Genomic DNA, 24971 nt, shown 5'->3' on the forward strand with positions numbered 1-24971 from the left:
GAGTCAGTGGTTCAGCCATGGCCGGTCAGGCCAGGGTTCGCGACTGAAGCGAGCGCTCCATTCAGAGCGAACATAGCATCGGCCGTACTCGGCGGCAAGAGTCGAACCCACGACGCGAACCCGCGGTGCACCGCCGGCACACCAAGATCACGCCGACGGATCACCTCCGCCCGTCTGTCCGATGAGGACGCGCACCGTCCACGAACTGTCCGAACAGGACCGGACCCCAGCCGATGACGTAACCTCCGAGGAGCGGTCAGCGACCCACCTGGCGGCATCGCCCCGTCCCGATGCCCGCGTGGGCCAGCTGGTCCAAGATCAACTTGGCCAGGACCCTGGGTATATCATCTAGCGATCGGCCTGATGGAGAGGGGTGGTTCGATGACGACCACGGTTCCTGCCTCGAAAGATCTGCGCTCCGCGCTCGACGCGGTGCTCGATGGCGTGGTGCGGTCCAACGCGCAGGCCGTCGACCGCGACGGGGTGTTCCCCGAGGAGAACATCGCCGCGCTCGGGGCGGCGGGGTTGCTCGGCTTGACCGCCGACGCCGCGGTCGGCGGTGGCGGCCAGGGCATGCGGGCCGCGGCGGAGGTCGTCGAGCGGTTGGCCGGGGTGTGCGGGTCGACGGCGATGGTGAGTTTGATGCACTATGCGGCGGCGGCGGCGATCGAGGCGTACGGGCCGGAGGATGTGCGCCGCGAGATCGGCGAGGGGCGGCACCTGTCCACGTTGGCGTTCTCCGAGTCCGGGTCGCGCAGCCACTTCTGGGCGCCGGTCGGCACCGCCACCGCGGCGGGTGACTCGGTGCGGCTCGACGCGCGCAAGAGCTGGGTCACCTCGGCGGGCCGGGCGGACAGCTACGTGTGGTCGAGTCTGCCGATGGCGGGCAACGGGCCCATGACGCTCTGGTTGGTGCGCAACGGTTCCGACGGCCTGACCGTGGCGGGCGATTTCGACGGGCTCGGCCTACGCGGCAACATGTCGCGGCCTATGACCGCCGACGGGCTGACCGTCCCGGCGGACGCCGAGCTCGGCGCGGACGGCGCAGGTCTGGACATCGCCCTCACGGTGCCACTGCCGTGGTTCCTCGTGCTCAACGCCGCGTTCTGCCTCGGGCTCGCCGACGCGGCGGTCACCGAGGTCGCCCGCCACCTCACCGTCACGACGCTCACCCACACCGGCAAGGCCCTGCGGGACGCGCCGGTGCCGCGGCGGGACTTCGCCCGGCTCAGCGTGCGGGTCCACGCTTTGCGGACCTTCCTCGGCGACGCCCTCACCGCGCTGGAGACCGGCCGCGAGGACGCGACCCTGCGCGTCCTGCAGGTCAAGGCGCTCGCCGGCGACATGGTGGCCGAGGTGACCGACGAGGCGATGCGGCTCTGCGGCGGCAGCGCGTTCCGCAAGGAACTCGGCCTGGAGCGGATGTTCCGCGACGCGCGGGCGGCCCGGGTGATGGCGCCGACCAGCGACGCGCTGCACGACTTCGTCGGCCGGGTGTCGACCGGGCTGCCACTGCTGGATGAGGAGAACCGGTGAGCTCGCCAGTGACCACCCCGAGACTGTTGATGGGCGCGGTCGCCTACGACCCGAAGGTCGTGACGATCTGGGAAGGCTTCCGTACCTGGCTCACCGCCCGCGGACTGGACTTCGACTTCCTCCTGTACTCGCACTACGAGCGGCAGGTCGAGGACCTCGTGGCCGGCCGGATCGACGCCGCGTGGAACTCCCCGCTCGCATGGCTGCGCACCGAACGGCTCGCCCGTGCCGCGGGCGAGGATGCGCGGGCGCTGGTCATGCGGGACACCGACCGCGACCTGACGTCGGTGGTGGTGGTGCGTGCCGACTCCCCCGTCACGCGGATCGAGGACCTCGCCGGCCGGGTCGTCGCCACCGGCGCCGTGGACAGCCCGCAGGCCACCCTGCTCCCCCTCGCCCACCTGCGCGCCGCGGGCGTGGAGCCGACCGTGCGGCGGTTCGACGTCGGAGTCGGGCTGCACGGAGACCACATCGGCGGCGAGCGGGACGCCGCGCGGGCACTCGTGACCGGCGAGGTCGACGCCGCCTGCATGATCGACGCCAACCACCTCGCGTTCGCCAAGGAGGGCACCCTGCCGCCCGACATGACCCGGATCGTCGCCCAGACCGCGCCCTACGACCACTGCAACATGACGGTCGTGGCCGGACGCGTCGAGCAGGCGTGCGACCTGTTTGCCTCCCTGCTGCTGTCGATGTCCTACGCCGACGCCAAGGTGCGCCCGCTGCTCGACCTCGAAGGGCTCACCGCCTGGGAGAAGGGCCGCACCACCGGCTACGCCGCGCTCGACTCCGCAGCGACCGACAGCGGCTTCTACACCGCGAACGGGCAGGTGACCGCCACCGGTTACCGGCCATGACCGCCCCGACCGTGACCGTCGACCTCGAGGGTCTGGGGTTCGCCGATGGCGCGCACCTGCTAGTCCAGCGCGCGCTCGCCGGGCTCCCGTCGGGCGGCCGGGTCGCGGTGACCGGCCGCGACCCCGCGCTGCGCGTGCACCTGCCCGCCTGGGCCCGCAGCGAGGGACACCGGGTCGAGTCGCCCGAGGACCCGCAGACGTGTGCCGGCGTCGTCGTGCGGGGTGATGCCGTCGACGCGCGGTGGTTCGGCGCCGAGCGAGCCGGCTCCGCGCAGCCCGTCGACCTGCGCGACCACCCGCCGGCGAGCTGGGGGCTCGGCGTACGCGGCGCGCTGCTCGAGGCGGGCGGGCCGGAGCCGCGATTCGACCTCGACGAGCGCGACCTCGTCTGGGCCGATCTCGCACCCCGGCTCTACGCGCAGGCCGCCGCCAAGCAGTGGGACCCCGAGACCGCCGTGCCATGGGCCGACGAGTTCACCCTGCCCACCGACGTCGAGGCCGCCGTCGTTCAGGTCATGACCTACCTGGTGGAGAACGAGCAGGCGGCGCTGATCGTCCCCGCCCGCTTCGTCGGGCGCATCCACCCACACTTCCGCGAGGTCGTCCAGCTCCTCGCCGTGCAGATGGCCGACGAGGCCCGGCACATGTCCGTGTTCGCCCGGCGCGCCCTGCTCCGCGGCGACGACCTCGGCACGTCCTCGGCCGGCGGCCGGTCCTCGCTGTTCACCCTCGTCACCGAGTCCGACTTCGCGCTCGCCTCCTTCCTGCTCTCCGTGCTCGGCGAGGGCACCTTCGTCGACCTGCTCGCCTTCCTCGAACGCACCGCGCCCGACCCGGTGACCCGCCGCATCTGCCGCCTCGCCGGCCAGGACGAACGCCGCCATGTCGTGTTCGGCATGGCCCACCTCGCCCACCAATCCACAATGGACCCCAGGCTCAAGGACCGACTCCGTGCCGCGATCCACCGCCGCCACGAGGCACTCGCCGACACCGCCGGCCTCAACAAGGACGTCTTCGACGCACTCGTCGTCCTCGCGGCCGGCAGCTGGTCCCCCGCTGACATCGCCGCCGGCCACCGCCGCGTCCAGGAACTCCAGTACGAGATGGACCAGGGCCGCCAACGCCGCCTCACCCGGCTAGGCTTCCACGACGACGAGGCCGCCGCCCTCTCCGCCTTGCACACCAAGAACTTCATGTGACCCCATGAGGGCTTGTCGACAACGCGGTCGAGGTCGCGACCATCTTGCCGTCCGGTCGCACGCCAAGCGTCTGCCTGCCGATTCCGACGAAGCGTCCGGGGCGATGCTCGACACGAGCTCTCCGGTCTCGGTGATGCGCAACAGCAGGGCGGACCTGTTGCTGTCAGGGAGCGCGGAGATGCTGGCGACCGGTTCACCGTTCAGCGCTATTCCTATGTCGTCGGTGAGGGAAAGAGTCGAGAAGTACGCCGGAAGAGTCGATCATGGCCGGTGTCACGCTGAACTCGCCGGTCACGTAGACCGTTTGTCAGGTCCTTCGGTTATCCCCCCGCACGTTCTCATCACCATCGCCACCGACGTACTTCGCCCAGTAGATGACCGACCGTCCGGCCGTGGAGCAGGTGGTTAGGAATGGAACCGTAGGGGTCTCGGTGGGGAGGCCGGCGTGAATCGGCCGACGAGCATGTTTCGTGCGCCTGCGCACTCGGCGACGAGCAGTTCGGTGAGTGTGTATCCGGTTTCGTGCCACTCCCCGTTCTCCATGACGATGGTCCAGGAGTCGGGATCGGGGTCGGTTGTTTTCCACCACAGGAATGACTTGCTTTCCGTCGACCCGACGGCGAGCAAGCCGCCGGGTTCGGGCTGCAGTGGAAAAGGGCAAGCCCGTATGGTGTGTTCCCGTTCCGCTCGCTTACGGTGGTAGGTGATCAGGTCGAACGGGTGGTGGCCCGGAGCGGCGAGGGACAGGCCGTGGATCGGGCTGTCGTATTCCTCGACCACTCGTTTGTAATCGGTGGGTAGGTCGGGTACGCCGAGTTGTGCCGCGGCGGCCGGCCAGTCGTAGTGGTTGCGTGCCCCGCCCGGTCCGAGGATGGTCCGCACTTGGGTGAGCGAACTGCGAGTCGGTGGGAATGTCTCGGGTGGTGCCGGCAGTTCGGTGGGCTCGCCTCCTGCCGGCCAGAACCTGGAGCCACGCGGCACCGTGGCGCTGGCGCCGAGCACGGCCAGGTCCAGCTCGCCCGCAAGCCACCTGCGGAGGAAACCGGTCGCTGGCCACGGCAGCCGCTGCCAGGTCATGCCGTCACTGCCGCACACGACCACCGGCCAACTGTTCGGGTTCGGCCATGCCGGCAACCACCAGCACGTCTCGCCGCTGGAAAAGGCTCCCCACAACCGCATCCCCAGCCTACCGAGCGGCTGCGGGATCGGGTGGTCGTAGGTGAAGGCATCGCTGTAGTGCTCCGCGTCTCCGATGCCGGCCAGTCGCTCGTCCTCCTCCGCGGAGGCGTCGAACCCCGCCGGCCCATCCGGAACGAGCAGGCGAAGAACTCCACCGAGAGTGCCCGGGCCGATCGCCTCGATCAGACCGCGGTAGTCGCGCGGCACAGCCCTGCGCCAGGTCGCCTGACCGGCCAGTTCCCCTCGCGTCGTGGCTAGCGCGGTGAGTTCATCGAGGTCTGCGGGGTCGGCGAGGGCGGGAAAGTTGGGCAGCGCGCGGCTCGACCGCCACGGCACCAGTTCACGGAACCGGAACCGCCGGTCGGCCCGGCATCTCGGCCGCCTCCGCCAGGGGCGGCGCCGGGACCCACGCGCGGCAGAGACGTTCGCCGCGGGCAGGCTCAATGACCCCTCCATCAGGGCCACGAGCGTCTCGGTCATCGACATCTCCACGACCCGCCAGCCGACGCCGGCCACGGTGGAGCCCACCACGACGTACCACTGGTCCGGATCCGAAGACGTCGAGGTGTCCCAGAACAGCGCGCAGTGATCATCGATCTGACCCCACAACAACAAGCCGCCGGACTCGGGATAGAACGCATAGCCGACCCCGGCCGCATCCTCATCACGCCGTCGCCGGAACTCATCGAGTTCCCACAGCAGGCTGGTCTCGGAGTCGAACTCACCGTCATCCTCGAGGTCGAACGGCCGCTCCAGATAGCTGAACGAGCCGGCGAGACAGGGCACCCAGATCCGCAGCCGCCCGTCCACCTCAACCGGGCCATGCGCCTCGGCGAAAACCTTGTAGTCCCTCGGCAGCCCGATACCCAGCGTCGCCTCGAAGCCAGGCCAATCCACCGCAAACGGCTCCGACCGACGACCCCGCAGCACCGGCGGCAACACGAAAGCCACCACCGGAGACTACCGACAACCGGAACCCTGTCACTGATCCAGGCCTCCCGTGGCTCCTGATGGCAGCACCAGCCGGAGAATACGACACGGTTTGGATACTTCCTACTCCACCGGTTGGTACCGTTGTTGCGTAACAGGTTTCGGCTCGCCGACACCCGCGCCGACCATCGCGGCGAACGGCTGACCGAACGCGTCGACGAGCCCCCAAATCAGCCCATGTCTACCGCAAATCGTACGACGTCGGCTACTACGCAGCCGCTGAAGTTCGCTGAGGGTCCTTGATCGAGTTGCCGTGTCTCCCGCTACCGCACCGGCGCGAAGGTACGGCTCCGCGAGTGGGTCCAGCGGTGGATCACCACGATCGACGTGGAGACCCGAACCGAAGAGAACTACCGGCGGTGCCTGCGACTGCACATCCTGCCGCGCTGGGGCAGCCTCGGCTTAGGGGAGATCACCGCCTCCGCCGTGACCGCGTGGTTCAACCAGCTCCGGCAAGACTACGCAGCATCCACCGTCGTCACACTCCGCACCATCCTGTCGATGATCATGGATGATGCCGTCGATGACAGGCTCATCCCCCGCCAACCCGGTACGCCGACGGCGTCGCCGCGCCCGCCGCCGCGACCACGCCCCCACCGCACGCGAACGCATCTGGACCACACCCGACCAAGTCCTGCGCATCGCCGACCAAGCCGCGCCGCGATCGGCGGAAGCGTGTCGGCGGTGTCCAAGGCCGCCATAGACCAAGCCATCACCTCGCTCGCCCGCGAGGAGGCCCGAACGGGGCACGTGCGAACTCGGTCCAAGTCGGCTGGATCGACAGCGACCGAGCCCGCGGCCTCATCGCCCGAAACCCCCGAACCGCACAACGAAAGAAGTCGAGCATCGCCCTCGGCCGGCTCGGCCGTCCCGACGAGGTCGCCACAACGATCGAGTTCCTCGTCTCCAACCGCGCCACCTTCATCACAGGCGCCACAATCCCCGTCGACGGCGCGCCTGGTTGGGCGAACCCGATCACCGTCGGCTGCACGCGCTCGAGTCCTCCGTCCAAGCCGCGAACGCCATCGGGGTGCCCGAGGAGCAACCGCACTACGCCGCCGAGTACATCGCGTCGCCCGATCCCGGCACGGTGGCCGCCGGGATCGCCGACACGGTCCAGACGAGTGGAGCTTCCGCAGTCAACGTCAAGTTCTACTACCCGGGAGTGTCCGACCGTCAGATGCGCGAGCAGCTCGTGGCCTTCGGCCAGCAGGTCCTGCCGGAACTACGCGGCACACTGGCCCAGGTCGTCCCCACCCGACCCGGCGCGCGGAGCGTGACGTGATCTTCGCGGGCAAGGTCGGATTGAGAGTCGCCAATACGATCTCGTCGTCCCGCGCAGGCGGGGCTGTTCCCGACGTGGACACCGGGTTCTGGGGCATGTTGTGGTCGTTCCCGCGTACGCGGGGCTGTTCCGTCCTGGACACCGGGCCCGAACTCCCAGCGTGCTCGGTCGGCTGCGCGGCACCTCCGGGCCACGTTTCGCTAGCCGTCCTCCAGCGCACGGACCCACAGTAGGATCACTGCTGTCAAGCCTCGCACGCGTCCATAAGCAGCTCGGGTCGCAATTCGTGGTCGCGGCGCTCCCACGCTCCCGACCGAGGCCATTGATGCGCCGTCGGGAATTCTCGGGCTCGTGCGTGCGGTCGAAGCCGCGTGAGCCATCCCTGAGTCCAGGTGCCCTCAGCGGCCGGTGAAGCTCGGTCGTTCCTTGGCCTTGAACGCCCGAAGTGCTTCCTTGGTGTCGTCCATCGACCGGATGATCGCCATGTGTGAAGAGATCAGGTCCAGCGATCCGGCCAAGTCGAGCGCCTGCCCCATCCGGACCGCACGCTTGACTATCTGGACCACTGCGGGGGGTCGGTCCGCGATGCGCCGCGCCAGTTCCATCGTGTAGGCCATGAGTTCGTCGTCAGGGACGCAAGCGTTGGCAAGACCGATCTCCATAGCCTGAGGACCGGACACGAAGTCGCCGGTCCAGAGGAGCTCGAGTGCTTTGGCAGTACCCACGATCCGAGGGAGGAAGTGTGCTCCACCCTCCCCCGGCACCAGGCCCACCTTGACATATGCCTCGCTGAAACGAGCACTCTCCGCGGCGACCCGGAGATCGCACATCAACGCAAAGTCGCACCCGGCGCCGACCGCCGGACCGTTGACGGCCGCGATGACCGGCTTCTCGATGCTGTGAACCGTCAGCGGCACCCGTTGGATGTGGGTCCAGAACTCCTGTTTCATCTCGTACGGCGTGCGCTCGCGCTGGAGACTGCCGCCCTGGCCGCCACTGCAGAAGCCACGGCCCGCCCCGGTCAACACGATGACCCTGCATTCGGGATCTTGGCCTGCCGTGCGGAACGCTTCGATCAACTCGCCGAGCATCGGCAGCGTGAACGCATTGAGTTCTTCTGGCCGATTCAATGTGATGACCGAGATCTGTTCGTTGCTCTCCAGCAGTACGTCTGACACGGCTTACTCCTTACTCGTGGCTCAGGCCTACGACGCCATCGCTGGCGAGAGCCTCGATTTCAGCGGCTTCGAGGCCGATCAGTCGGCTAAGAACCTCGTTTGTGTTAGTGCCCATCCGGGGCGCGATGGTGTCTTCACGGGCCGGCCACTCCCCCGACCGGATGGGGTTGCGCGAAACACCGACCGAGCGGTCATCCTCGGTGATCGTGTTCACCACGCGGTTGTGGACTGCCTGATCGCTGACCAATGCCTCGTGTAGCTCCAACACGGGACTCCTCGGTACGTCGGCAGCTTCGAGCACCTTCAGCCAGTGCGACCGGGGCCTGGTCCTGAACACGTCCTCAATCGCCGGGATGAGGAGGCTCTTGTGCGCCAGTCGGTCCGCATTCGTGGCGAAGCGCTCGTCCGCGAGCCATTCCGGATGGCCCAAAGCCCCCGCCAGCCGCTCCCAGAACGCGTTGGTGAATGCTCCAACCATGATGTATGCATCGTCCGCGCACTCGAACGCCTGGTACGGAACGATCTGCGCATGCGCGCGACCGACACGCGGGATGCGCGTCCGCTGTCCCGCGACGATTGACGGGATGTAGTTGCTCATCAAGGCGATCGCGGAGTCGAGCATGGCTACCTCGATGTGCTGTCCTTCCGGATGGCGATCCCGGGCAATCAGGCCAGCCAGCAGGCCCGACAACGCAAAAAGACCAGTGCTGAAGTCAGTGACTGGCGCGCCGACCCGCACCGGTCCGCCGTCCGGCTCACCCGTGACCCCCATAATTCCGGAGACGCTCTGCATGATGATGTCGTTGGCTGGGAGTCCTGCCGATGGCCCGCTTACGCCGAAAGCCGAAATCGAGCAGTAGATGATGCCCCTGCGAACCGCGCGGATCTGGTCATAGCCGAGTCCAAGACGGTCCATGACGCCAGGCCGGAAATTCTGAAGGACCACGTCGCTGGTCGCAGCGAGCTTGAGCGCTAGCTTCACGCCTTCCTCTATATGGAGGTCGATCAGCACGCTCTTCTTGTTCCTGTTCAGCGCCAAGTAGTAGTCGGACTCGCGTGGCCCCAGCAGGGGTACGCCCATGAACCGGGCGCCGTCACCCCGTCCAGGCTTTTCGATCTTGATCACCTCGGCACCCAGATCGGCCAGATACATCGAGGCGAAGGGACCGGCTGCGGCGTGGCTGAAGTCGAGTACACGGATTCCCTCGAGCGGGAGACCATCGAGATTTCTCGTATTCACCTGCGTTTCCCTGACCTTTCGGTGCTGACCAGGTAGTAACCTCGCCGACTCATTCGAAGACTCCCTGGCGTTCGAACGCAGCGATTTCCTCATCGCTGTACGCGAGCTGATCCCGCAGGATGGAGGAGTTGTGGGCGCCAAGAAGCGGGGACGCCTGTAGGTCGACATCTCTGGACGCGAGCTGCCACGGACCTCGGACTACCTGCTGGCTCCCGAGGTGCGGGTGCTGGACCTCTCGGAGCACCCCGCGATGCCGCACGTGCTCGTCCTCAAACAGACTGGAACCATTGTGCAGCGGCGAGCTCGGCACACCGTTGTCGCGGCACAGGCGAGCGACCTTCGCTGCCCGAAGTCTCTCGGTCCATCGTGCTACGACGATGTCCAGTTCGGCTCGATTCTCATGGCGCGTGAGCCTGTCGGCGAACCGCGGATCCCTGGCAAGGTCGGGTCTCCCCATTGCCTCACACAAGCCAACCCACTGTTGGTCGGTCGTCACGCCGATGGCGACCCAGCAATCGTCGCCGAGGCACCGGTAGACGTCGTAGGGCGCAGCGAGCGGAACACCGCTGGCGTTGGCATTGCGGGTCGGCTTCTCGCCGGAGAGGCTTCGCTCGATGAAGGCATCGCCGATGAGACTGGCAGTCACCTCACGAGCCGAGATGTCGACCCATTGACCCTGGCTGGTCCGCTCCCTATGGAGCAGTGCCATCATCAGCGCGTAGGCGCCGACGGTGCCCACACGCAGGTCGAGGGAGTCACGTACCTCCGTCGGGGGGCCATCGGAGTAGCCGGTCAGGTAGCCAAGCCCGCCCAGGGCATTGAAGATCGGGGCATACCCCGGTTGCCCGCTGTCGGGCCCGCTCTGACCCGCTGCGGAGATCGACACCATCACAAGATCCGGCCGGAACTTGATCAAGTTCTCGTAGTCCAAGTTGAGTCTGGCAAGCACGCCAGGTCGGAAGTTCTCGACGAAGGCATCGCTGCAAGACACCAGTCGACGGAAGACCTCTTGTCCGCCTTGGGTCTTGAGGTTGAGCCGGAGGGACTTCTTGTTGAGATTGAGCCCGTTGAAGCGGCTGGCTTGATCCAGGCCAAGGTCGGGGCGACCGACGACTCTGCGGAAGAGGTCCGGGTTCGTCGACGTCTCGACTTTGACCACCTCCGCTCCAAGCATGCTCGCTACTTCGCTGGTAAACGGCCCTGCGGCAGCCCAGGTAGTGTCAACGACCCGAAAGCCGGCCAGAGGACCGACCATCCCTGCTTCGCTGGGCATCAGATCACCGAGGCCGTTCGTAGATCCGAGATCCGGGAGCACTCCACCCCAAGCTCGCCGTAGACCTGCGCGCTGTCTGCCCCGAGTCGCGGGGCGCTCGTCGGGGGAAGTGCCGGTGTCTGGCTCATCCGGTACGTCGGACCCGGCGTGGTCACTTGGCGACCGTCCAATTCGACCTTGCCGAAGAAGGCACGAGACTGGAACTGCTGGTCGTTGACGATGTCGTCCACATCGGCGAAATAGCCGACTGGCGCGCCACACTGGCGGAGCACCTCGTAGATCTCAATCCTGGTGCGAGGCAGGAAGAACTCTAAGAGGATCTCGTTGAGTTCCGCGAAATTGGCCTCGCGGCCGGCGCGGTCCTCGAATCGCGAATCCGCGGCGAGATCCGCACGGCCGATACCTGCGACGAGTGCCTGCCAATGCCGGTTCTCATTGGGTCGTACCGTCACGTATCCGTCCTTGCAGGGGAATATTCCGCCGAAGTCGTAGCCCCGGTCGGCACGCCCGAGCTCCTTGCCCACGTTGAGCTGGGCATCGAGGTTCACCCGGTTGAGGCTGATCTGCACGTCCTGCTGCGACACGTCGATCACCTCGCCCGTGCCGGTACGCTCACGACTGATCAACGCCGCCCCCGCCAAGGTCGCGGCGATCCAGCCAGCGTCATAGCCGGCCAGGTTTCGGCCCGCCTTCACCGGCTGGCGTTCGGGAAACCGCTCGTACGACAAGCCGGCGGGAAGTTGAATCCCCTCGCCACCGGAGTGGAAGGTGTCGAGCTCTTGCGCAGGTGCTTCTGACAAAGGTCCGGTCAATCCGTATGCCCGGATCGATACAGTCACCAACGCCGGCCAGCGGTCGCGGATCTCCTGCGGTGTCAGGCCGAGCTCTTCCAGCTCACTCAATGGCGCGTCGCTGACAAAGACGTCCGCGCGGTCCAACATCTGGTGGAACAGGTCTCGGCCCGCGGGCTGGGAGGGGTCCAGGGTCACGCTCCGTTTCCTGGCGTTGCAGTAGAGGAAGACCGCGCCATAGTCGCTCTCACCTGGGACGAACGGCGGAATCCTGCGGGCGGGGTCTCCCGTGAGAGGCTCGACCTTGACGACATTGGCCCCCATCTCGCCCAGCAGCTTGCCGCAAAACGGGCCCGCGACCATCTCCGCCCGCTCCACCACAGTAAAGCCGCGAAGAGGCAGTGGATAAGGGGTAGCGAATTCCACCCTCTGTCCTTTCAGGTACGTGGCTCGGTTGCTTCGACGCCCCTACGCGTTCGGCTCTCCCGAATCCATGGGATCGGACTCCAGACACACCGGGAACTGGACAGGCCCGCTGTCGCGGCTCGGGAGGGCGACCACCGATGTCCCTTTCAGCGGATACTCACCACGCTGGTTCTCGCCGACGAGCTCGACCTCGACAAAGGCGTTACCGGACTCCCGGAACGTCCGAGTGACCTTCCCCTTGAACCAGACGGTGTCGCCGAGGAAGACCATCCCCCGGTACTTGACGTCATGACGCTTCACGAAGCCGTCGTCGCCCGCCCAGTTGGTGAGCAGGTGGCTGGCGAACGCGCCGCGGTGCGATCCGTAGTCGTACGCGGCAGGCATCCCGATCTCCTGCGCCATGTAGTTGTCCCAATGGACACGCTCGATCGGTTCCGGGACCCCGGTCTCAGGGTTGGGCACCGCAACGGCAGGCGTCCGTCGACGGTAGTCGAGCCAGAATCGACCGAGACGGATGTGGGGAGAACCCGCGCCCATCACCCATGCCACCGAGTCAGCGGAGGTGTAAGGGCCTTTGACGACCGGAGTCAACTCATCGCCCGCCTGGACATCCTCGAAGTAGCGGGGCTCGGCACCGCGCACGACCTCGGCGTCGTAGTCGGCCTCGATCTTCGCCAGATCCTCCGCGGAGTAGCGGGGCATTTCGATGTCGGCGTACTTCTGCTTCTTGCGCCCAGCGTCGCGGTCCACCCGCATCGACGACATGTAGCAGTACGCGACGAGCTCGCCAGTATGGTCGCGGTACTCGACCCGGTCGCGCTGGAGGAACTGACGCCCGGCGAACTTGCCAAACTTCTCGTCCAGTCCGACGAGCCCGCGCTTTGCGTTCAGCACCATGCCAAGGGTCAGAGGCTTGAAGAAGTGCCACCTGTCACCGGCGTGAAGTCCGTGGACGCCCGGGAGACCTCGGCCCCGACGGAAGTCCCAGGAGCCCCAGTGCACGCTGTACAACCAGCAGGGGGGTGCGATGGAGGCCCCGTAGCGGGTGTTCCCGGCGTACTCATCGTCGGTCCACAGTGGGTTGGGATCGCCAATCGCACGGATGAAGTGCCTGATCGCGTCCTTGGTGACTTCACGGTTGTACGGCTCTTCGAGGTTGTACGTGCGGCCGATGCGAGCCCGGAGTGTCGCAAGCGCTTCGTCGGTGATCTTGCCATACTTCGGCACTTCACTTGGTGCTGACTCAGTCGTCATGGTTCTCGCTTTCCGTTCGCTGGTTTCGTGGCTGGGCCCGCACGGCGCCCGCCACGCTCACACGTCGAACCCTGTCTTGGGCCACGGAGCCGGCTCGAGGGCGGCGCGGCGTCAAACTCGGTCGTCCAAGTGCGTGCTATCTGGATGTTCCTACATTAGCATGGAGAGGTCATACTGGGAACCGCCACCAGCTAATAACCATATGTTGGTATCTCACGGTGATGATGCCAACATCAGAATGTCTCGCCTAACGCTCGCATGTTCTGCTCAAATGATGGACAATTGGCATGAATGCGGGCACCGCGAGGGTCGGCAAGTGGGAGGCCCGTGCGGCGCGAAGGGACGGATGAGGCATGACATTGCAACGTGGTTCAGGTGTCAGCCTGTACGCCCAGGTGAAGCAGGAGCTTCTTTCGAGGATTGACGGCCAGCACTGGCTCCCTGGGCAGATGATCCCCACTGAGCAGCAACTCTCCCTGGAGTTCGGCGTCAGCCGGAACACGATTCGCCAGGCGGTGGGCGACCTGGTCAATGCCGGACTGGTGGTGCGGTACGCAGGTCGCGGTACGTTTGTGGTGGCGACGAAGATCACAGACGCCACCTTCCGTGCCGGACAGCTGCTCGAGCAGCGGTACGGGTTCAGTGCCCATGCGCAGGTGCTGGAGGTTGCTGAGTTTCCCGCCGGCAGTCCGAAGATCCCTGTGTCACTCGATGTCCCGCCGGACATGAAGATGCTCAAGGTTCGGCGTCTGGTCTCGATGGAGGTCGAGCCATTCGTGCTCACCTCCACCTGCCTCGTGATCCGCCGCGACACCACGGTCGGCGATGACGATCTCGCCAGGTACGTCCTTCCCGCCCTCTCCAGCAAGCACGGCGCTGGACCGCTGGTGCGCACTGAGCGCACGTTCGAAGCCGTGATGGCTCAGCCCGATGAAATGGAGTTGTTGGGTATGACGGAACCGTTGCCTCTGCTGTTGGTCCGCTCAATTGGACGGACCAGCAGCGGTCAACGAGTGACGACCACGAACTCCTTGTTCCGCGGCGATCGGTACCGGTACTCGACAACGAGCGAGAACGAACAGATCATCGGCCCTTGACCGTCTGTCCGGACAAAGATGGCTTCGCCTCGGTCGCGCAGAAGTGCGGAGACCACGCGACTCACTCATACCGAAATCAGCCTTGCCCAGTGCACCGACTCCTGATACTTGTAGGCAGCCCTCAGCACAAGGGCATCATCGAAATGTCGCCCAACCAGTTGAAGACTGTAGGGCAGCCCGCTGCTCTTCCCGCAAGGTATGGCGATTCCTGGATGGCCCGTGTAGTTGAACGGCTTGGTATTATACAGGGCCGAATTCAATCGGGCTGCGCTCGCGCCATCGGAGAGAGTGCCAGAAGCCTCGCTACCCTCATCTCCCTCGCGCGGAATCCTCGGTGCGACCGTCCGACAGGTCGGCATAGCGAGCAAGTCAACTTCTTCCAGCTGCCGATCGTACCCCGCACGAAAAAAGGGCCGGACATTTTGTGCTTTCGCGTAAGCGGCTCCATTGAAGTTGCGACGCGCCAACTCACCGAGCACTAGGCGTAGCTTTGTCTTGGTCGCCAGTAGATCTCCCTGCCATGCCCACATTCGATCTATCGCTGCAATGAGCGACGCGGGGTAAAAGGTCTGCGCCCAAGCACCATAGGCGCCGGTCGCATGAATCGCGTGCGCGCCGCCGACATCAAGGATCGCCGCCGGAGTATGTATCTGGCGATGCTCTGGAATCGATATCTCCAAAACGTCTGCGCCCGCCTTCTCAAGAACCGCAACGGCATCCAGGACCCCCCTGCGCACATCCGGATCGATTGGTTCGTCAAACGCCTCCCTGAGGACACCAACTCTCAAACCTTTGACACCATCTTCAAGGTGGCTCATTACATCCATTGACTCGGGAACGTCGCGGCCCTGACGAGGATCGAGGGGATCGTGTCCAGCGACAGCCTCCAGGGCAGCAGCGGCATCCTCCACATAGCGGGCGAGCGGACCTAGGTGGTCCACACTGGGATCGGAACCAAAAACCGCACCCATATTGGGAACGAGCCCAAAGGTCGGCTTCATGCCCACAACGCCACAGTATGCCGCAGGTATTCGAATTGACCCAGCTTGATCTCCTCCGAATGAAACATCGACATCACCCGACGCGACCGCGACAGCGGATCCGGACGACGATCCGCCCGGCAACCTCTCGGGGTCACGAGGGTTGACCGGCCTCCAGAAATCACCCATCCGGCCCCCCATTGCCTCGCCACCAGTAAAGCCGTTCATGGTGTTCTTACCAATGATCGTTCCACCGGCACGAAGAACCCGGGTCACGATTGTGGCGTCGAAGTTGGCAATAAATCCTTCCATGGGCGATGAATTGAACGTCAAGGGCATTCCGGCCACTGAAACGTGGTCCTTGAAGCTTACTGTCTTGCCTTGGAGCAACCCGATGCCGGGACTAGAGATATTGCATCGCCAAAGCCACGCATTGAGCGGATCCTCCTCCGAACGCGGACGATAACCTGGATCTCGGTTCCCGCAGAGCAAGGGAGGTGAGATCTCCGGCACTCGACTTTGAATGAACTCATCGTAGACCGACAACTGCTCGGCCACGAATGTTCGATAAACCTGCGCTTCGTCGAGCGTCAGATGAATTCCCAGACTTGCCGCGACCTCTGCGATGTCGCGCTCGGACGGAGACCTGAACATAACACCTTCCAATCGGCACGCCGAGTCAGCCCGGGTTTCGCTTCATGCGCCCTCAGCTCGCGCATGCGCACCGCCAGCCACATACCACTTCGCGATGTCTCCGGCTGAGCCGGACACTACGCCGGGCCAACCTTGCGTTTGCTCCAACGCCTCTTCAAGAGCCGACACGCGGAACGGCTGGCCGATCAGCCAAGGACGAAGCACGAGGACGAAACTCCTGGCGATCGTCCGCCCATCCTCAACCAGGCGCTTGCATGTGGTGACGATTCGTGAGCTGTACGATGTCAACGACAAGGACATCGTGCCGAGTGCGTACGCGTCATCGCAGTCGAGAGTGATCGGAATGCTGATGAGATCACCGGCGAGCCCGGACATCCGGTAGGGCTGCTCGTCATTCGCCCAATCGCAGACGTATTCCACATCGTTCTCGGCAAGAATTTGCGGCGTCGCTGGCGACTCACTGTACTCAGGGCTCATCCAGCCGCGTACTTCTTGGCCGGTCGCTGTCGACAGGCGTTGCAGGCTCTCACTCACGTACTGGCGCTCGCGCGAAACTGACATCTCGCTCGTGATGATCTGAGTAGCGGAGATGCCGTGTCCTATGATTTCGAGGCCTCTGTTCAGGCAATAGTCCACGATGAATGGATATCTCTCAGCCGTCAGCGCGTCCATGGCGATGGTTGGCGCCAGCCCATAGCGCTCGAGAAGTGGGACGATCCGGAACAGGCCGACCCTATGTCCGTACTCTCGAGAGGACAGCATCGGAACGTCCGGGTGGGGTCGGAGTCCCAGGCCGCCGGCGAGGATCCTGGCCTGGTGAGAGTCCGGCGGAGGGTCCGTCTCGAAGCATTGCAAGGAGATGATCGCGCACCGCGCGAGACCGGCGTCGCTCGGCCAACGGAGACGGGGCCTCGCAACGATCGGGCTCCACGGAAAATGGCCGTGGTCATCAGAGGGACTCATGGACGCACTCACTTTGAACCATCCGCACCGGACATCGCCTGGTCATAGTAGTTGTCTAGATAGTACGCGGCGATCTCATCAGCGGTAGTGAACCACACGTCGGAGAACCCGTGCATATAATCAAGGACCGATTCCAGGTGGCCGATCATGTGGGGCTGTCCAATCCTAAATGGGTGCAGGGCGATGCACATCACCCGGCCGGCCAGCGCCCCTTCTTCATAAAGAGCGTCGAACTGCCTGCGGCAAATCTCTTCGAAATAGTCACCGCCACGGGCACCGAGCACTACGGGTCCGTCCCCGAGCTGGAACGTGTAGGGCACGCTGACCAGACGGCCGTCGTCGACCATAATCGGTGTTGGCTCGTCATCATGGGCCCAGTCGCAATGATATGTGAATCCGGAGCGTGCCATCAGATCTGGCGTCTTCGGCGTGGCCGACACGGCTGGACCCAGCATTCCCTTGAGATCGACGCCCAGATGGCGCTTGACGTGATCACGGCAAGTCTCGTAGAAGCAAACCTCCTGCTGCTCACTGTGGCCATACAGGTAGTCAGTATTGTGAATACCGTGGCTCATCACGCTCCAACCGTGACCGTGGATACGGTCACGGATTGCCTCGGCGACCTCTGGAAAGAGTTCGAGCACAGCAGTATTCAGGGACACCGTGCACGGCTGGCTGAACTGATCGAGCACGTCGAGCATGCGCCAAATTCCGACGCGGTTGCCATAGTCTCGATAGGAATACTCTCTGATGTCGGGATGCGGCACCCGCATCGACCACGGATTCCTTGGTTGGCCCGGTCGCGGCACGAACTCATAGTGCTCGACGTTCGGAGCTATCCAAACCGCGATCCTCTCTCCTTGTGGCCACGCGATCCTGGGGCGATCGACCGATGCGGCGTAGCGCATTCGCTCGTGCGGCTCAATCATATCAATTCGTGAAACCTTTCGTGTCGACGTCCAACCCATCACTCGACCGACCGGAGCGGGCCGTGCTTGTCTCCGCCGGCGACGTCAGGACCTCTCAAGCTTCTGCTAGTCCTAGTACCTCGCGGATCTCGGTCATCGTGATGCCGTTCCGGACGTTCTTCAGCGAGTCGAAGGCAATGATCTCGGCCAGGATGGCGCTCCCATCGCCCGACTCGATACCCGCGTAATCTGTGCACTGAGCGAACTTCGCGTTGATTCGAGCCGGATCCCACTCGGGAAGCGTGCGCTCAGTCTCCTCGCGCACCAGTCGCCGTCCCCTGAGAATGACCTCGACCGCCCTTGTCGACGCCTGCTGAACCCTGATCTCACTCGCGATGGTTCTGATTGATGCGTCCTCGAGAACATTGTGCGACCAAGCGGCGAGATTCGGTTCCGCCGTCGCCATCGTCAACGCGGCAACGAACGGAATGCTGTACTTTGCGTCCGGAATCGTTTCGGGGTTCCGCCTTTGGGCTAGGGGCTTGACCAGCGTCCTGTCTTCCTCAGGAAAGTAGAGGGTAACCTGGGCCTTCGTCAGATCACCGACCTCGGCCTTAAGTTCTTGCAGCATGGCTATGTATGGGAGATTCAGGGAGCAGCATGGCCAAGGCTTGGCGTAGATGTGTGGCAGAAGCCTGAAGTCCTTGGTCTCCAACGCGCCCTCAAGGCGTTCGCCGTATCCCGGATCACCTAGGTACGCCTGGCCAAGCCCAGCAGGCCCATCGATCCACGCGGATGGGCCCTTCATTCCCGATGCCGCGAGTCTGGCCGCGAACACTCCCGCGTGTGCGGCGAATCCCGGGTAGACCCGCCTAGAGGTCGAGCCCGGCTGCAACGCTGGCTGCTTGGTGCCAGACGCTTGCATGTAAGCCAGCGCTGCCGCATCGGAGATCGCCTGGTCCGACAGCCGCTCTGCAACGGCGTGTGCGGTAGCCGCCACAATCGAGCCAAGCGTCTGGGTCAGGAACCACGTCCGCTGCGGAATCACCGCCGCTGCCATGCGGCAGAAGAGCTCCGCAGAGGCCGCATAGAGCCTCAACAGTCGCCCGCCATCAGCTTCGCTGCTGCTCAGCAGGGCTGCCCACAGCAATCCGCTCGGGTGGATCTGCGCTGCTTGAAACGTGTCGTCGTAATCCAGATAGTGCGACCTGGCCGCAAGCTCGAAGGCCGTCAGTTCCGGAGTCGCGAGCGAGCCCGCCGGCGCGAACTGCTCCGCTTGACTCAGCCGCTTGGTCGCCAAGACGATCCCGACGAAGTCCACGAGTTGCGACCGTGCCTTGTTGATCGCACTCTCGTCGACACGCGACTCGGCATCCAGGACCCAAGAGCCAAGAATCGAATCTAGTGCCCGAACCCGTTCCATCCGCGCCACCTCCTCAGCTCCGAGCGGCATTGACGTTCGTGGGCCGCTCTTGCTTGCGCAGTGCCCGGGAAGCGAAATTCAACCGGCGCGCCACGGCCATGACCGCGAGAACGACGACACTCGAAAGAATGCTGATGATTATCGCGAAGGCCGCCAGCTTCGGATATCTCCCACTTTCCCAGATTTGTAGCAGCATGGATCCCGCCACCGGGGTGTTGACGGAGGACAGAACAACCGATCCGGTGATGTCGCCGGCGGCGAGTACGAAGACAAGTGCCCACCCGCCGGCAAGGCCCGACAGACTAAGGGGCGTCAAGATGCGGGCAACGATGCGTCCGTACCGCGCACCGTTCACTTGCGCAGCTTCGGTCATATCCCGGCCAATCTGCGCCACCGCCGTCTGTGCGGTAACCGATGCCTGCGGCATGTACATGACGACGTACGCCAGGATGAGGATCGCGGCCGTCCCGTGTAGGAGAAATGGCGGCCGAGCGAATGCAACCAAGATGGCGATGGCAAGGATTACGTGTGAGATTGCGCCGGAGACCTTGCCCGCCGCATCTGCCGAGAGATTGATCAGCCCGCCTGGTCGGAAGTGCTGACGTACGGCCACAACCATGGCGACCAGCATCGCCAGGGTCGCTGCGATTACCGCGTACAGGATGCTATTCACGAGGGCGTGCCGCGTCGTGCCGTCTCCGACAAGAACCTCCACATATTGACGCAGGTCAAAGCTCGCCCAGCGGATCTCCGCACTCCAGTACGTTTGAAGCGATACGAGCAGCAGAGCTACCACAGGGAGGACGAGCGTAGCCAATATATATGAGATGATGCTTGCTCGTGCAACAACACGCCACTTGTGAAGGCGAATCCTTGAGCTCCTCGAGCCCCGGCCACCTACGGCGGCAAAGTGCCCGGAATCCACGATGCGTCGCTGCACCAGCCACGTGGCGGCCAGCGCTGCTAGTACGACGATTCCCAACACTATTGCGACATCAGTCCGCGGGGGATAGGTGACCGTCACCAGACGCACCATTCTGACGCTCAAGACCTCGATCCCAGCTTGGGTTCCGATTATCGCTGGGACGGAGAACAGCGCGAAGCCAATCACCAGCGCGAGGAAGGCGCCGCCCAGAATTGACGGCTTTACCGCTGGAATGGTCACTCGAACGAGGGTCCTTAGATTCGACGAGCCAAAAGTACGCGCTGCCTCCTCGTATGCGGGATCCAGGTTGCGCAGACCCGCAGACACAACGACGTAGACGTAGGGCATCTGGTACAGGACGTACACGAAGAGAAGCCCGTACCAAGTCGATATGTCGAACGGTCCCTCCTGCAGTTCCACGCCGAACAGTGAAAGGCCGTCGCGAATCGCAACATTTAGGTAGCCCGCCTGCGGCGATGCCAACAGAATCCATCCGATCGAGCCCGCGATGGGAGGCACGAGTAGTGGGATGACCGGAAGATCATCCGTCAGTTTGCCCATTCTCGCGTCGGTACGCTCGTTGAGCCAGGCGAAGAGCACTGCGATGCACGTCGCCATGACGGTGCTGCCAAGCACCAGAGCGACAGTTTGCGCAATCACAGGTAAAATGTTCGGCTCATGCCAAGCTTCTTGAAAGGCGGCCGTGCTTAGATTTCCGTCACGGACGAAGAGATCCTGGCCAACGATGAGGAGCGGATACAGCACCGCTACGGTGAGCAGAGCGGATACTGCCGTTGCGAACCAAAGGAACTTCTGTCCGGAACGCCTCGCTTGCACGCGCGTGCCGAGGTTCATTTTGCGAGCGAAGGAGCCTCTGCGTCGCACTTCATTTCTCCAGCACGGACTGCGCGCGGCTTTCCACGCTGGCCTCTTCCTGAGGGATTGCCCAGAACGAGTCGCAGCCGATCCACACCTCAGACCCGGTCTCGATGATGCGTTCACCATCGGCCCACACCCGGATGTGCTCACCACCAGCATGGACGAGGTACTCCATGCGTCCACTCGTGAACATCGACTGCTCTACTCGACCTTTCGACAGCGGAAAGGCTCGGTCAGGACCACTGGCGGCGGGCTGCGTCGATATGTGCCACCGCTCGGGACGCGAGATCAGCTCTACCTTGCTGCCTCTCGGGAAGACGCTCGGATCTGCTGTGGCCGCAGTGGTTGCCCCATGGGCGGTTCTCACCACCAGGCTGTCTCCGTGCTGCTCCTGGACCTCACCAGCAACTAGATTCGCGCTGCCTACGAAGTCAGCGACATAGCGTGTGGCTGGCCGATAGTAGACCTCCTGTGGAGGCGCAAACTGCTCGAAACGTCCATCCCTCATGACTGCTACGCGTGTCGCGAGACTCAATGCCTCCTCCTGGTCATGTGTCACATAGATTGCGGTGAAGCCGAGCTTCCGCTGCTCCTCCAACAACTGCACCCGTAGCTTTTGGCGGACCTTCGCGTCGACGTTCGAAAGTGGTTCGTCGAAGAGAACTAGCGAGTCCCCCGCGACTAGTGCCCGTGCCAGGGCAACGCGCTGCTGCTGGCCTCCGCTGATCTGACCCGGGTACTGCCCGGCAACCCCAGTCAGCCCCAGCATCTCCAACATGCCATTTACGCGCTGCCCGGCCTCACGCCTATTCACCCCCGCTGACCGAAGCGGAAAGGCGATGTTGTCGAGTACCTTCATATGCGGCCAAAGGGCGTAGGCCTGAAAAACCATACCAACGGGTCTCGACTCAGGCGGTACGTTTACTCGATCGCTCGATGAGAAGAGCGCTTCTCCACCAATGAGAATATCCCCTTCTTCTGGGTCCTCCAGGCCACTTAGCGTCCTTAGCAGAGTTGTCTTGCCACATCCGCTTGGTCCCAGGAGAACGATAAACTCGCCCTCCTCCACAGCGAACGACAGATTGTCTACCGGGGTCACCTCAACACCGTTACCCCGGGTGAATGTCTTCCTCAACCCCCTGGCCTCCAGCACCACGCGATTCTCTGACAACCCTTTGGCGTTCACTGGTCGTTGTAGTGACATCTCTGACTCAGGTTCCCTTCGAATTTCGACGCAGTTCTCGCCGTCCGCCGCAATTCGACTGGCAGGATTCAGCACGGTGCGGCTGCAACAATAGAAGTTGCCTCGGGGATCGCTACTGGAGTCCAAGGATACCGTAGATCTCGTTTAGACGCTCTTCTGGGAGGTTCAGGGCCTGTTCCCATGCCGAGACGTACTTCTCCGGTTGGGGAACGGTGCCTGGTACGTCCGGGCCAAGGACTGAGAACCCACTGGCCGCATAGGCCTCCTGACCATCCTCCGACATGAGGAAGTTCATGAATAGCCGGGCAGTATTGGGCTTCGTGGTCGCTGTCGAGATTGCCGCCGCATGTTCAGACCCGGTCGTATAGTCGGGAATGAATAGTTTCACGGGAGCCCCTTCCTTCGACAGGGATATCCGGACCGCCTCGTTCGTTACCCAGAGCGCGTCTGCTTCTCCCGCCGCGACACCCTGCGACCCAGGGATACTGCTCGTCACGACGGTCCCGACCTGGCTCGCGATGCCCTTCAAGAAGTCGGCACCATATTCCTCGTACAGCATGTTCGCGAGAATCTGGTAGGTTCCGATTGCGCGTGGGTCGACGATCGTAAGTCTCTCCTTGAGCTTGGGGTCCAGCAAGTCCGACCAATCCTGGAACGGGTCCTCGCCCAGCGCGTCCGTGTTGTAAATCACCCCCAACGGAAAGCCTCCGACGGTGCGGATGAAGGTGTCCGTGACGTACTCTTCAGGCCATTGAGTGATGTTCGGAAGCACGGTTGGAGATAGATCGGCGAAGTAGCCCTTCTTGTCCATCGCGAGCATAAAGTTCGGGTCAGTGCTCATGACGACATCGCCAGCCACGACACCGGAGTCACGCTCCTTTTCGTAGCGTTGTCCGAGTTCCACGGTCGATAGCCGCAGAATCTGGACCTCTTTGATCTCGGGATACTTCTCCTTGAAGGCATCGACGAGTGCCTGGCTTGATTCCTCGGTCTGTGGCGTATATAGGGTTGCGGCATCTTCCGACTGCGCTGCCTTGTAAAGCGCCTCCTCATCGAATTCGGACGTCAGCGCCGAGTTCGCATCAGCCTCGGTGTCCCCCGCGGAGCTCCCTCCGCATGCGGCTACGAACAGAACCGGAGCTAGTAGGGAAATGATGAGCGCAGCTCTTCTTGGCCGTGCGTGCCGATGCAGCATCGTGCCGCCTCCGAGGTGTCATGGGCTGGATGTAGCGGGTTCGAGCCAAGGGGGTCCTCAGACTGCCTGCCTTCGCAGGAACCCACTTTGGAACGTTGGAACATTGTGAGCTGCCGCCGCGACGCTGTCAACCGCTCCGCTTGGAGCAGGTCCTCACCGCCGGAGGGCTTCAGAGGTTGGTCAGGAGATGCCGCATCCTGCACCCGGCGCTCGTGTTCCGCCCGGGCGACTGCGGCGCCACCCTCTCCCTGTAGCCGCGGATCTCCGCTGGAGTGGACTCGATGACCACATCGCCAAGGTCGTCAGCTCGGCAACGCCGGGCTTCGCGAGCTGCGGAGCTAACGGACGCTACGCGCCATGCTGGCCGCCTCCACGGTCTGCGTGTAGGGCTGTCTGGTGTGGAGCTCTGGTGTGTGGGGACAACCCCTCGGACCTGGGGAATTTCATGATCGTCGATACACGGCCGTCCGCCGTCAGCTGACCTCGATCTGCGTCAGTACCGCGTCGATGTCGTGCAGGTCCACACAGGCCGCGCCGGGCAGCAACGCGTTCGCGGTGGCCACGGCACTCGCGGTGACCAGGGGAGTCGAGAAGATCCCGACCGTCGTCCAGTCCCGCCACCAGCCCGCCGAGCAGGCAGTCGCCGCTGCCAACGGGATAAGTGCCCAGCGTGGCCGAGCGCACGTGTCGGGTGCTCCCGCTGTCGGATACGCCGTAGGCGCCGTCCACGCCGGCGGTCACAACCGCGCCCGACCGTGCGCGTCCCGCAAGGAGCTTGGCCAGCCCGAGAGGGGTGGCCTCGGGTCCGGCGCGCAACATCTCGGCGGCTTCCTCGGCGTTGACCTTGACCAGGTCCGGCTCGCCGGTGAGCGCCTCACTCAGGGCGTCGCCGTGCAGGTCCACCGCTACCCAGCAGTTTGCCTGACGTGCCAGCCCGACGAGTGCGCTGAGAGCTCCTTCGGGCGCGCCGCGAGGGAGCGAACCAGAGATCGTCAGCCACCCTGGTCGGTCGGCGACGGCTGCGGCTACCGCCGACCCCAGAGCGGACCACTCGTCGTCGGTGACCCGGCCGGGATGCTCGTAGATCTCGGTCATGGTGTGCTTGTTCTCGTCCGCGATGGAGACGCAGGTACGGGTGGGCTCGCCGCCGTCGACGCGATAGAGGGGCAGTCCGACGCGGGCGAGCTCGTCGGCGAACCACGTCCCGTTGCTCGTGCCGAGGATCGCCACTGCGGCGACGTCGGCGCCGAGCAGGTGGGCTGCGCGAGCCGCGTTGAGTCCCTTCCCCCCGGCCACCCGGTGCACGGCCGAGGGACGGTTGATGGCCCCCGGCGAGAAGGTGTCGACGACGTAGGTGACGTCGACACTGGGACTGAGGGCGACCGCGGTGATCATGTCAGCACCGCCCGGAACTGTCCCGAGTGGCGTCGAGAGTCCTGAACATCCGTGATCCTGCCGCTCTGCATGTGCGAATTATGCGCGTTTACGTCTATCACAGGCACAGTATGCGCGACATGAGGACTATTGGCGATCAT

The 24971-nt window shown here is 64.2% G+C and carries 19 protein-coding genes and 1 pseudogene; 6 read left to right on the forward strand and 14 right to left on the reverse strand.

Going from position 1 to position 24971, the window contains the following annotated elements:
- The first annotated feature begins 381 nt into the window (after nucleotides 1-381).
- From ACRDTB_RS01420 to ACRDTB_RS01430, 3 genes are read left to right on the forward strand one after another with little or no spacing between them, the layout of a single operon-like run.
- Nucleotides 382-1536, forward strand: a complete 1155-nt coding sequence (locus ACRDTB_RS01420) for an acyl-CoA dehydrogenase family protein (protein ID WP_431427985.1) — start codon at nucleotides 382-384, stop codon at nucleotides 1534-1536.
- The gene (locus tag ACRDTB_RS01425; RefSeq protein ID WP_431427986.1) at nucleotides 1533-2393 is read left to right on the forward strand and encodes a phosphate/phosphite/phosphonate ABC transporter substrate-binding protein; all 861 of its coding nucleotides are present in this window, start codon (nucleotides 1533-1535) and stop codon (nucleotides 2391-2393) included. The genes ACRDTB_RS01420 and ACRDTB_RS01425 overlap by 4 nt, the downstream gene beginning before the upstream one ends.
- Nucleotides 2390-3592 carry a ferritin-like domain-containing protein gene (locus ACRDTB_RS01430; RefSeq protein WP_431427987.1) on the forward strand — a complete coding sequence of 401 codons (1203 nt, stop codon included), beginning with the start codon at nucleotides 2390-2392 and terminating at the stop codon, nucleotides 3590-3592. The genes ACRDTB_RS01425 and ACRDTB_RS01430 overlap by 4 nt, the downstream gene beginning before the upstream one ends.
- 405 nt (nucleotides 3593-3997) lie before the next feature.
- On the opposite strand, the gene ACRDTB_RS01435 is transcribed toward ACRDTB_RS01430, so the two are convergent.
- Nucleotides 3998-5668: an SMI1/KNR4 family protein gene (locus tag ACRDTB_RS01435; protein WP_431427988.1), complete on the reverse strand. Its 1671-nt coding sequence runs from the start codon at nucleotides 5666-5668 to the stop codon at nucleotides 3998-4000.
- Nucleotides 5669-6507: 839 nt separating this feature from the next.
- On the opposite strand from ACRDTB_RS01435, the pseudogene ACRDTB_RS01440 reads away from it, so the two are divergent.
- Nucleotides 6508-6702 (forward strand): annotated as a pseudogene (locus ACRDTB_RS01440) (SDR family oxidoreductase); the annotation flags it as partial.
- Between the two features lie 20 nt (nucleotides 6703-6722).
- Nucleotides 6723-7046, forward strand: coding sequence for a hypothetical protein (locus tag ACRDTB_RS01445; RefSeq protein ID WP_431427989.1), 324 nt, complete (start codon nucleotides 6723-6725; stop codon nucleotides 7044-7046).
- A gap of 398 nt (nucleotides 7047-7444) precedes the next feature.
- Here ACRDTB_RS01445 and ACRDTB_RS01450 read toward each other — a convergent pair whose 3' ends face one another.
- Genes ACRDTB_RS01450 through ACRDTB_RS01470 form a run of 5 tightly spaced genes read right to left on the reverse strand, consistent with a single transcriptional unit; the run spans nucleotide 7445 to nucleotide 13181 of the window.
- Nucleotides 7445-8224, reverse strand: a complete 780-nt coding sequence (locus tag ACRDTB_RS01450; RefSeq protein ID WP_431427990.1) for an enoyl-CoA hydratase/isomerase family protein — start codon at nucleotides 8222-8224, stop codon at nucleotides 7445-7447.
- Between the two features lie 10 nt (nucleotides 8225-8234).
- Nucleotides 8235-9464, reverse strand: coding sequence for a CaiB/BaiF CoA transferase family protein (locus ACRDTB_RS01455; RefSeq protein ID WP_431427992.1), 1230 nt, complete (start codon nucleotides 9462-9464; stop codon nucleotides 8235-8237).
- Between the two features lie 49 nt (nucleotides 9465-9513).
- Nucleotides 9514-10737: a CaiB/BaiF CoA transferase family protein gene (locus tag ACRDTB_RS01460; RefSeq protein WP_431427993.1), complete on the reverse strand. Its 1224-nt coding sequence runs from the start codon at nucleotides 10735-10737 to the stop codon at nucleotides 9514-9516.
- A complete protein-coding gene (locus ACRDTB_RS01465; RefSeq protein WP_431427994.1) occupies nucleotides 10737-11954 on the reverse strand; it encodes a CaiB/BaiF CoA transferase family protein in 1218 nt (405 codons plus the stop codon). The genes ACRDTB_RS01460 and ACRDTB_RS01465 overlap by 1 nt, the downstream gene beginning before the upstream one ends.
- A gap of 42 nt (nucleotides 11955-11996) precedes the next feature.
- Complete coding sequence (locus tag ACRDTB_RS01470) at nucleotides 11997-13181, reverse strand: FAS1-like dehydratase domain-containing protein (protein WP_431427995.1); 1185 nt, start codon at nucleotides 13179-13181, stop codon at nucleotides 11997-11999.
- Nucleotides 13182-13561: 380 nt separating this feature from the next.
- Between ACRDTB_RS01470 and ACRDTB_RS01475 the strand changes: the two genes are divergently transcribed.
- Nucleotides 13562-14305: a GntR family transcriptional regulator gene (locus ACRDTB_RS01475; protein WP_431427996.1), complete on the forward strand. Its 744-nt coding sequence runs from the start codon at nucleotides 13562-13564 to the stop codon at nucleotides 14303-14305.
- A 65-nt stretch (nucleotides 14306-14370) separates the two neighbouring features.
- On the opposite strand, the gene ACRDTB_RS01480 is transcribed toward ACRDTB_RS01475, so the two are convergent.
- The 8 genes from ACRDTB_RS01480 to ACRDTB_RS01515 form a co-directional block, all read right to left on the reverse strand.
- Nucleotides 14371-15939, reverse strand: a complete 1569-nt coding sequence (locus ACRDTB_RS01480) for an amidase family protein (protein ID WP_431427997.1) — start codon at nucleotides 15937-15939, stop codon at nucleotides 14371-14373.
- A gap of 42 nt (nucleotides 15940-15981) precedes the next feature.
- Nucleotides 15982-16902, reverse strand: coding sequence for a polysaccharide deacetylase family protein (locus ACRDTB_RS01485; protein WP_431427998.1), 921 nt, complete (start codon nucleotides 16900-16902; stop codon nucleotides 15982-15984).
- An 8-nt stretch (nucleotides 16903-16910) separates the two neighbouring features.
- Complete coding sequence (locus tag ACRDTB_RS01490) at nucleotides 16911-17675, reverse strand: hypothetical protein (RefSeq protein WP_431427999.1); 765 nt, start codon at nucleotides 17673-17675, stop codon at nucleotides 16911-16913.
- 250 nt (nucleotides 17676-17925) lie between these two features.
- A complete protein-coding gene (locus ACRDTB_RS01495) occupies nucleotides 17926-19233 on the reverse strand; it encodes an MmgE/PrpD family protein (RefSeq protein ID WP_431428000.1) in 1308 nt (435 codons plus the stop codon).
- A 13-nt stretch (nucleotides 19234-19246) separates the two neighbouring features.
- A complete protein-coding gene (locus ACRDTB_RS01500; protein WP_431428001.1) occupies nucleotides 19247-21013 on the reverse strand; it encodes an ABC transporter permease in 1767 nt (588 codons plus the stop codon).
- A 31-nt stretch (nucleotides 21014-21044) separates the two neighbouring features.
- Nucleotides 21045-22190, reverse strand: a complete 1146-nt coding sequence (locus ACRDTB_RS01505) for an ABC transporter ATP-binding protein (RefSeq protein WP_431428002.1) — start codon at nucleotides 22188-22190, stop codon at nucleotides 21045-21047.
- A gap of 163 nt (nucleotides 22191-22353) precedes the next feature.
- Nucleotides 22354-23436: an ABC transporter substrate-binding protein gene (locus tag ACRDTB_RS01510; RefSeq protein ID WP_431428003.1), complete on the reverse strand. Its 1083-nt coding sequence runs from the start codon at nucleotides 23434-23436 to the stop codon at nucleotides 22354-22356.
- Between the two features lie 348 nt (nucleotides 23437-23784).
- Complete coding sequence (locus tag ACRDTB_RS01515) at nucleotides 23785-24831, reverse strand: 1-phosphofructokinase family hexose kinase (RefSeq protein WP_431428004.1); 1047 nt, start codon at nucleotides 24829-24831, stop codon at nucleotides 23785-23787.
- Nucleotides 24832-24971: the final 140 nt, after the last annotated feature.

It is taken from the genome of Actinophytocola sp., from assembly GCF_050699935.1.
In the GTDB taxonomy this organism is placed as follows: Bacteria; Actinomycetota; Actinomycetes; order Mycobacteriales; family Pseudonocardiaceae; genus Actinophytocola.

Excerpts from the sequence above, each read along its gene's own strand:
- ACRDTB_RS01420 (WP_431427985.1), top strand. The coding sequence starts at position 382 with ATGACGACCACGGTTCCTGCCTCGAAAGATCTGCGCTCCGCGCTCGAC.
- ACRDTB_RS01430 (WP_431427987.1), top strand. The coding sequence starts at position 2,390 with ATGACCGCCCCGACCGTGACCGTCGACCTCGAGGGTCTGGGGTTCGCC.
- ACRDTB_RS01460 (WP_431427993.1), bottom strand. The coding sequence starts at position 10,737 with ATGCCCAGCGAAGCAGGGATGGTCGGTCCTCTGGCCGGCTTTCGGGTC.
- ACRDTB_RS01475 (WP_431427996.1), top strand. The coding sequence starts at position 13,562 with ATGACATTGCAACGTGGTTCAGGTGTCAGCCTGTACGCCCAGGTGAAG.
- ACRDTB_RS01480 (WP_431427997.1), bottom strand. The coding sequence starts at position 15,939 with ATGTTCAGGTCTCCGTCCGAGCGCGACATCGCAGAGGTCGCGGCAAGT.
- ACRDTB_RS01485 (WP_431427998.1), bottom strand. The coding sequence starts at position 16,902 with ATGAGTCCCTCTGATGACCACGGCCATTTTCCGTGGAGCCCGATCGTT.
- ACRDTB_RS01490 (WP_431427999.1), bottom strand. The coding sequence starts at position 17,675 with ATGCGGGTGCCGCATCCCGACATCAGAGAGTATTCCTATCGAGACTAT.
- ACRDTB_RS01495 (WP_431428000.1), bottom strand. The coding sequence starts at position 19,233 with ATGGAACGGGTTCGGGCACTAGATTCGATTCTTGGCTCTTGGGTCCTG.
- ACRDTB_RS01500 (WP_431428001.1), bottom strand. The coding sequence starts at position 21,013 with ATGAACCTCGGCACGCGCGTGCAAGCGAGGCGTTCCGGACAGAAGTTC.
- ACRDTB_RS01510 (WP_431428003.1), bottom strand. The coding sequence starts at position 23,436 with ATGCTGCATCGGCACGCACGGCCAAGAAGAGCTGCGCTCATCATTTCC.
- ACRDTB_RS01515 (WP_431428004.1), bottom strand. The coding sequence starts at position 24,831 with ATGATCACCGCGGTCGCCCTCAGTCCCAGTGTCGACGTCACCTACGTC.